Consider the following 8,185-nt stretch of genomic DNA (forward strand, 5'->3'; position numbering starts at 1 on the left):
AAAGCAGTCACTAATGAAGAAACACCAAATATCACAGCAAGCTCCAGTAACAAGTTTCCTTTTACTTCATCAAGATACATTTGCCACCAGCCTTCAAAAGTACCTTTTGGCCGTAAATCATATTGTGTATCGCATAGAATATCTTCTTTTAATGAAGATAGCACCTTCTTAGATACATAAGGTTCATCTAAAGATATGATAGGATAGTTCTCAGTGTTAATGACACCTACACCTTGATACATAGGTGATAGGGGTGTTTGAGCACGCATTTGTTGCAGAATGAAACCCAAGTCTCGTATATATTTTTCATTAACATTAAAGCCGAATTTGATAATGGTTGGAAGCTTTTGAGATGATAATATATCAGCTTCTTCAATTAATTCTGCATGATTGAAGTCTGATAGAATAATCTTTTCGACTTTAGAGTTAGGATCAATGAATCTGGCTGTTATGACAATTGGACTTGCGATAAACACATCTTGATTATCTGCATCTTTCTTTTTTGAAGGGATGGTTAAAAACCATCCCGCCATTGTCAAAGTTGCATTTCCATACTTTAAAGGTAAGTGTGAAGTGTTCATTAGAAGCTCCCTCCTTTATGATAGTTACTATTGTGATGAGGATTAGGACCTACTTTACGGTAAATTAAATTACCGCTAGAATCCTTGCCAATAATAACGAATGGAACACGTGGTGCGTGCTTCACAAAATACGCAAACCAGCGACCAACATCCTGTTGAACCTTAATTGAACAGATAACATGAGCCTTCATATTTAAATCGTGAAACGTAAACTGAGTACCCACAGGTAAATTAAATGCGACTCCCATAGCGCGTTTTTTTAATAGATAAAATTCTTTCGTTTTCATCATAAAAACCCTCCTAATAATTATTAAGCGTCAATCAATATTACATGTGCTTAGCACGTCAATGATTGATATAATAAGCATAAATGAAGCATTTTAATTAGACGCGGAACAAAAAATAGGGAGGGGGGGTATATATGATACCTACTTTAGAAGAACTTTTTGACAAGTATGGCAGCCTGACTGATATTTTAATATTTGATGTGATAGATAAAGTTTATGAAGATTTAGTGTTATTAAGAAGTTTAAGCGATTTAAATGAACATCAAAAGGTGGATAGAGTTTTATTTATTCAAAAATACTTTAGCCCTCATTTTGATTATTTGTTAGATGACTCTGAATTTAGAAGTATGAATAAAATTTACAGTAATCTAAATATCGTGACGTATTTCAATAGTCAAAACAATGAATTTAAACTTAAACCATTTATAAATGAAGAACAATTAAAATCATTACTTGCGATAAAGAAAGTAGATAAACATTTAAGCTATGATCCAACTATTACTTCAAAAAATTTAGAAGATATAAACAAAACGCAAAAAAGATTAGTTACAAAACTAGACAAACTTTATAATCGGTCAAAAAAAGAAAATGAATATGTACGGTTAGGAGAAAAGATATCATATACAAAATTGGAGAAGCTTTGGAAGTATTTATATAATGAGATTCAGTATTATAATCTTACTAATCAATTAATTAGTTATGTTGCTTTAGAAAAGGAATATGCATGGGCTTTTTTAAATGAATTATTTTATTTAATAGAATTATATTTGAAGGCATTTAAAAGACAAAAGAAAACGGAGCATGAATTTGAAGAAAGATTGAATGCATTTATTCAAACATACGTCATTAGTTTACTTATCGATATAAGATTACCGACTGTTAGGTTATATATTATTAGACATATTGTGGATGCATGCGAAAAAGAACCAGATAATCAAAAAAGAATTAAACTGATAGAGGAATCCATTAAAAAGTACAGATATGTAAAAGAACAGATTGAAAGATTTGGAAATGGGTTGAAAGAAGAATTATCAATCGCGACTTTGTCTATTGAACAGAATAAGTTAGAATCTAAAATTGAACATTATAAGGATTACTTCTATCCTAGAGAAAAAACAAAGTATAACAATATTGAATACAATGTATCATTGTTTTTTAAAGCTGTAGATGCTTTAAAGAAATAGTATTCCATGGACAATATTTATAGATATAATTAATTAGAGAGGGTTTAAGTTATGTTTAAAAGAAACAAAGTATAAATTTCTAATTATCTTTTTATATTTTCTTAAATGCTCGTAAAGCCTTATTCTATGTGCTTTCGAGTATTTTTACTGTAGGAAGATACTTCACGTTTCTTTGCATATTTCCTCATGTCTTAGCTGTCAGAAGTGGTAAATAAGTAGTAAATTCATTTGTACTACTAAGCAACAAGACGCTCCTGTTGCTTCTCTTTATTCAAGCGTTTCATTTCTGCCATTGCAGAATCGAATGTTGCATGTGCGTAATAGTTCAGCGTCATGGCTATATTAGCATGTCCCATAATGTACTGTAATGCCTTTGGATTCATTCCTGCATTTGCATAGTTGGTACAGAATGTATGTCGCAAACTATGTGGAGTGATGTGTGGCAATTTATCCTCGTTATACTTATTGTATTTCTTAACAAGACCTTTCATCATGCCGTTGTAATCACTTGCCACTTTTGGATAGTTCTTTCTATTAAGAAAGAGGAAATCACTATATCCATCAATCTCAACACGCTTATCATTCTTTCGATTCGCTAACACTCGCTTAAATGCTTGATAGGCTTCTTCAACCATAGGAACTTGACGTTCGCCACTTTTGGTCTTTGGTGTTTCAATGTAGTACCCAATTTCAGTATCTCTCAATAGCTGATGGTCTATATTGACAAGACGATTCTCAAAATCTAAATCTGGAAGTGTCAAACCACCAAACTCTGAAATACGAAGACCTGTTTTTAAGAGTATCAGAATTTCATCATAATTTTTGCTGTAGGTTTTATCAGCTTTTGCAAAGGCTAACAGTTTTTCTTCCTGTTCTTCTGTTAGTACGGTCTTAGGGACAGTATCATCATCAAGAACTGCTTTCAGTTGAAAGTCAAATGGATTCTTCCGAACACAATCATCTTGTATAGCAATATAGAATGAAGCCTTTAAAGAACGTTTGTAGTTATTGATGGTTTGATAAGCATAACCATTTTCACTCATTCTAATAGCCCATTCTTTAGCGTCTGATGGCTTAATACTGTCAATACTTCTTACACCTAACTTGTCTTTCTTCAAAATATCCATAAGATATTTGCGTCCAGTTTCAGTGTTTTTTCTAACCTTTGGTCTTTGAGCGTTCTGTTTTGCGTAAAGCTGGCAGAGTGTCATTTTCTTTCCTACAACATCAATACCATCATGAATGTCTTTCTGTAACTCTGCGATTTTCTCTCTAAGTGAGATACAATCACGCTTTCCTGCTGGTACTCGGTCTGTAGCCACAAGTTTCCACGAGTAAACAAATTGCGGTTCTCCAAATGAATCTATATATTTGTATAAGTATCTTCCGTCTTTTCGTTGGCTCTCTCCAGTCTTTAAGATTCGACCTTTATTGTCACGTCTTTTTTCTGACATGGCATTTGCTCCTTTCCTTTATGGAAAGAGCCTTGATACGACTTAATACTATTTTATCATATACAAGACCCTTTGGCGACGCTAGATTGCGTCCAATGTATCTATAATTTTTTCAAATTGTTTTCGTTTAATCTGAATACGATTGCCATTCATAATCAGCCAATTTGCATTTTTATTTTCCTCTGCCAAGCGTCGTAGCTTGTTTTCGCCAATACGAAAATATTTTGACGCTTCTTCAATGGTTAGGGTATAACGTTCCCAAATAGGAATGTCAGTCTGCTTCATAAAATCCTCCTTTCCAAATCACTTATTTGGATTTCATAAAAGTTGTTTTACCAGCAATCGAACAGCTTTAGCAAAGCTCACGGGAGTTCCACCCCTGCATGGTTCTCATGTAGCCATACTCATTGCCTGCGACGGTTTTATCACGCTCGGACTATTGACTGTATGGGAGTATCATTATCACGATAAGAATGTCGTTGCAGGCAATCCTGCTAAAGATTGCTTCTCGGATCACTAACATGAATCGCTCGCTATCTTTATAAGATAGGTCATGGCGGTTAGTTCCGTTGGCTCTTTTCTTATCGAAACGTATTCGATTACTTTTATTCAGTTTTCAAAGAACAATGGCTCGTTAGCCTATCAAAACACATTGAAAGCTCAATATGCTTTGGTGGAATAACAAACCTCCCTGTTCGGGAAGCGTGGAATGGTTTAGCACGCTTCCACGAAAGGAGAGAGGATATTACTTAATTTCAAATGACAAAATCTTTGTAATCAGTCTGGTTTCCATTCTTCCACGTAAGACTTCATCAACGACCATACTTTGATTGCCATATTCATCTTTCATAAGTCGTAGGGAACGCTTCGTTATGTACCCTCTGTAATGATGTAGAATCTGGTTAATCGCTTCGGTATCGCCATCTGTTGCCTTTACAATGAGAGGAAAGGGAATCATAGGATATTGTGTTTTCATTCTTCAAATTCCTCCATAAACTTTTTAATTAAGGCTAGTCCACTGGTTCTATGCCGATAGACAGTAGAACGGTTCAATTTCAACAGGTCTGCAATTTCTGAATCGCTCATGTCCATAAAGTAAAACAGCAGTAGAATTTCACGTTTCTTGTCTGGCAACTCACGTAATGCTTCACTCAACAAATCATTTTCAACGCCTACTGATAACCCATTGAGTGTAAAAATCTGAAAGTCAGTTGAATAGTTATCTGTTGTCGCAAACTGGCTAACAAGATAATCGCCAACATCCGAAAAGGACACCTCACGCTTTGCAATCCTTGAAAGATAAAGCATATAATTCTTTCGCTCGTCTTCCATAGCACGTTTACAGATATAGTCAAACTGATTTTCTATTGTGGTCTGAAAAGAAGATGGTTTCATGTTTCTCACCCCCTTTCTGTCTAGGAAAGGAAGTGAGCCTTGCTCGTTTATCTCCTTTCACTCTTAGTCCCAATGTGAAAGGGGGATTTGTTGCATTACTGATAAATAAACTTTGTAAAAAAGTTCTGAATAGCCAAAAAAGCATATAAACAGATTTATTTCTCTGTTTACATGCTTCTGTTATTCTATCTATATGATTTATAAAACCACATTGGTGGACGTACTTATCTATTGCAGATAGACGACTTTTTTTGACAAGAACCCAATGTAAGGAAATTTATTGTATATGATGTACTTCATGGCGACGTTGACCTCCAACAAACCGCCATTTGGAAGTAATATACAATATTTTAACAGCGTAAATAGCACTACCATATAACGGTTTTTTTTATTGGCGTTTAGTAGTGCTTTTTATTAAATATAAACCTATAAACCATATAACACGTTTTTCTATACCTGTTTTTAATTCAGTAGGAACAATAAAATGTATAGAGGTGGTCTACTATGCGTAAAAAAGAAGATAAATATGATTTTAGAGCCTTTGGTTTAGCCATTAAAGAAGCTCGATTGAAACGAGGTTTAACTCGTGAACAAGTGGGAGCATTGATTGAAATTGACCCACGGTACTTAACTAATATTGAAAATAAAGGGCAACACCCCAGCATACAAGTTCTTTATGACCTTGTATCGTTACTTCATGTTTCCGTTGATGAATTTTTCTTACCTGCTAATAACTTGGTAAAAAGCACCCGACGATTACAGATAGAGAAATACATGGATAGCTTTACAGACAAAGAACTATCCTTAATGGAATCTTTAGCCAGCGGTATCAACGAAGCAAGAAACATCGAAGACTAATTAAAAGAATCCATACATAACGGAAAGAGCCGATAAAATGAGATTGTATTAATCTCATTTTATCGGCTCTGCGTCTTTGCGTCTGGCTCTGTAATCACAGTTACTTTGAACTGCTTTATTTCAATTAAATTTTCTTGTCTGCATTTCGGACAATAGAGGGGGAATTTTTTTAATTCAGTATCTTCCCTTATCTTTAATCGTGTTTTATTTCCACATACAGGACACAATATCCACTTGTAGTTTATAATAACTATCTCCTCCTTTACACTTTAATTCAAATCTTTATTAAAAAATATTTCATCTTATTTAACAAGAAACCATATTTATATAACAACATAAAATACACTAAGTTATTTTATTGAACATATATCGTACTTTATCTATCCGACTATTTGGACGACGGGGCTGGCAAACAGGTTCACCGGTAGTAACATGGTACCCTTTTAACTCTGTTAAACAAACACTACGTCCATTTGTAAAGAAAGTTAAATCACTACGATATTCTTGAATACACCGAGCAGGGATTTCTCCACTAAGAATGACCTCATTATTTTTCAATTGAGTGTCTACGATGTTCGCACAATATTTAGGAGCATCGTTGTATGCTCGTGAAAGATATTCCTGTGGCGCATAAATTTTAAAACTAAGATATGGCTCTAACAATTCTGTTCCAGCTTTTTTTAAGACTTGTTCCAATACAATAGGAGCAAGCATCCGAAAATCTGCTGGAGTACTAACAGGGCTATAGTATAAACCGTACTTAAAACAGATTTTACAATCCGTCACATTCCAACCATATAATCCTTGTTCGCAACCATAGCGTATCCCTTCCATAACTGCATTTTGAAATGATTGATTTAAGTATCCAAGAGAAACCGAGCTCTCATACTGCATTCCACTTCCCAACGGAAGCGGTGATACAGATAAACCAATGGAAGCCCAGAAAGGATTTGGCGGCACTTCGATGTGAATGGTATATTCTGCATTTTTTAACGGTCTCTCCATATAAATGACTGTAGGCTCTTTTAGTTCTATCTCCACATGATACTTTTCTTGCAACAGTGCACTAATCACTTCCATTTGTACTTTCCCTAAGAAAGAAAGTATAATTTCATGTGTCGTAGAATCCACGTAATATCGTAGAAGCGGATCACTATCTGAGATTTCCAAAAGGGCATCAAGCAACATTTCTCTCTGTTCAGGTTTACTCGGTTCAACAGTTGTTTGTAGTAGAGGGTGCGGATTTTCAATCTTTTTTCTCTGTGGCAATAGTTTTGTATCTCCAAGAACACTATTTAACTTCAAAAACTCATTTTGCAAAATAACAATTTCTCCAGAATAAGCTCTATCAATCTTACATAATTCACCATTTATTGAAGTATACATTTCTGTAACTTTTATTTTTTCTTTTTCTGATACTCTAACCGAATCTCGTAAATGTAGTACTCCACTATAAAGGCGTATATATGCAAGACGTTGTCTTTTTTTTGTATATTCAATTTTGAAAACATTTCCGCAAAGTTCAGACGGACCTCGATGTGTTGATGAATAAAATTTATTAGTAATAACTTCTATAAGGTTATCAATCCCTATATTACTTTTTGCACTTCCATGATAAAGAGGGAACAGAGAACAATTCTGAAATCTTATGCTTTCCTCTTGTTCGAGTTCCAATGCTTCTAATGATTTACCGGACATATATTTCTCTAAAAGGTCATCGTTTCCCTCTATTACCGTATCCCATTGTTCAGATTCGGTAAAGTTCGTCACACACATATTAGGATACAGTTCTACCTTCTGTTTGATTACAATTTCGGCAGAAAGTTTCTCTTTAATATCCTGATAAACCGTTGATAAATCAATTCCATTTTGGTCAATCTTATTGATAAAAAAGATTGTGGGAATCCCCATTTTCCTAAGTGCATGAAATAATATACGAGTTTGTGCTTGTACGCCATCTTTTGCAGAAATCAGTAGAATTGCCCCATCTAAAACTGATAATGAACGATATACTTCTGCTAAGAAATCCATATGTCCTGGCGTGTCTATGATGTTCACCTTCGTATTTTCCCACTGAAAAGAGGTTATTCCTGTCTGAATTGTAATTCCTCTCTGACGTTCTAAAAGCGTATTATCCGTCCTCGTTGTACCTTTGTCCACGCTTCCTAATTCTGTAATCGCTCCACTGTTATATAATAAGCTTTCTGTTAAGGTAGTTTTTCCTGCATCAACATGAGCTAAAACTCCAATATTAATAATTTTCATGTGATTTTCCTCCATTCAAAAACCCAAAAGGGCATAAAAATCCCAGTGATAAATACTTTTATCACTGGGATTTTTATGCATAACCATAGGTATACAAAGCATACAGATATTCTCTGGATACATTAGAATCACATGATAAATGTATTATTAAACTGGGTACA

The 8,185-nt window shown here is 34.4% G+C and carries 11 protein-coding genes; 2 read left to right on the top strand and 9 right to left on the bottom strand.

The window, feature by feature from the left end; translation table 11 throughout:
• On the bottom strand, positions 1-581 hold a 581-nt coding region (locus tag KA858_RS05610; RefSeq protein WP_210135208.1), incomplete at its 3' end, for a DUF927 domain-containing protein.
• Positions 581-871, bottom strand: coding sequence for a cassette chromosome ssDNA-binding protein (ssb, locus tag KA858_RS05615; protein ID WP_151362625.1), 291 nt, complete (start codon positions 869-871; stop codon positions 581-583). The genes KA858_RS05610 and ssb, both read right to left, overlap by 1 nt.
• Before the next feature lie 131 nt (positions 872-1,002).
• On the opposite strand from ssb, the gene KA858_RS05620 reads away from it, so the two are divergent.
• Complete coding sequence (locus KA858_RS05620) at positions 1,003-2,052, top strand: ACP synthase (RefSeq protein WP_151362626.1); 1,050 nt, start codon at positions 1,003-1,005, stop codon at positions 2,050-2,052.
• A 236-nt stretch (positions 2,053-2,288) separates the two neighbouring features.
• Here the strand turns inward: KA858_RS05620 and KA858_RS05625 are convergent, their stop codons facing one another.
• The 4 genes from KA858_RS05625 to KA858_RS05640 form a co-directional block, all read right to left on the bottom strand.
• A complete protein-coding gene (locus tag KA858_RS05625; RefSeq protein ID WP_001291561.1) occupies positions 2,289-3,506 on the bottom strand; it encodes a tyrosine-type recombinase/integrase in 1,218 nt (405 codons plus the stop codon).
• Positions 3,507-3,587: 81 nt separating this feature from the next.
• Complete coding sequence (locus KA858_RS05630; protein ID WP_000814511.1) at positions 3,588-3,791, bottom strand: excisionase; 204 nt, start codon at positions 3,789-3,791, stop codon at positions 3,588-3,590.
• A 460-nt stretch (positions 3,792-4,251) separates the two neighbouring features.
• Positions 4,252-4,482 carry a helix-turn-helix domain-containing protein gene (locus tag KA858_RS05635; RefSeq protein ID WP_000857133.1) on the bottom strand — a complete coding sequence of 77 codons (231 nt, stop codon included), beginning with the start codon at positions 4,480-4,482 and terminating at the stop codon, positions 4,252-4,254.
• Positions 4,479-4,901, bottom strand: a complete 423-nt coding sequence (locus KA858_RS05640) for a sigma-70 family RNA polymerase sigma factor (RefSeq protein ID WP_000804885.1) — start codon at positions 4,899-4,901, stop codon at positions 4,479-4,481. The genes KA858_RS05635 and KA858_RS05640 overlap by 4 nt, the downstream gene beginning before the upstream one ends.
• Before the next feature lie 504 nt (positions 4,902-5,405).
• Between KA858_RS05640 and KA858_RS05645 the strand changes: the two genes are divergently transcribed.
• On the top strand, positions 5,406-5,759 hold the full coding sequence (locus KA858_RS05645; RefSeq protein ID WP_001227347.1) for a helix-turn-helix transcriptional regulator: 354 nt from the start codon (positions 5,406-5,408) through the stop codon (positions 5,757-5,759).
• A gap of 59 nt (positions 5,760-5,818) precedes the next feature.
• Here KA858_RS05645 and KA858_RS05650 read toward each other — a convergent pair whose 3' ends face one another.
• The 3 genes from KA858_RS05650 to KA858_RS05660 all read right to left on the bottom strand — a co-directional run bounded on the left by KA858_RS05650 (position 5,819) and on the right by KA858_RS05660 (position 8,147).
• Entirely contained in the window at positions 5,819-5,986 is a 168-nt protein-coding gene (locus tag KA858_RS05650) for a cysteine-rich KTR domain-containing protein (RefSeq protein ID WP_000336323.1), read from the bottom strand.
• A gap of 118 nt (positions 5,987-6,104) precedes the next feature.
• Positions 6,105-8,024 carry a tetracycline resistance ribosomal protection protein Tet(M) gene (tet(M), locus tag KA858_RS05655; RefSeq protein ID WP_000691736.1) on the bottom strand — a complete coding sequence of 640 codons (1,920 nt, stop codon included), beginning with the start codon at positions 8,022-8,024 and terminating at the stop codon, positions 6,105-6,107.
• A gap of 15 nt (positions 8,025-8,039) precedes the next feature.
• Positions 8,040-8,147, bottom strand: coding sequence for a tetracycline resistance determinant leader peptide (locus KA858_RS05660; RefSeq protein WP_481906469.1), 108 nt, complete (start codon positions 8,145-8,147; stop codon positions 8,040-8,042).
• Positions 8,148-8,185: the final 38 nt, after the last annotated feature.

It is taken from the genome of Staphylococcus sp. GDX8P80P (assembly GCF_017893095.1).
In the GTDB taxonomy this organism is placed as follows: domain Bacteria; phylum Bacillota; class Bacilli; order Staphylococcales; family Staphylococcaceae; genus Staphylococcus; species Staphylococcus borealis.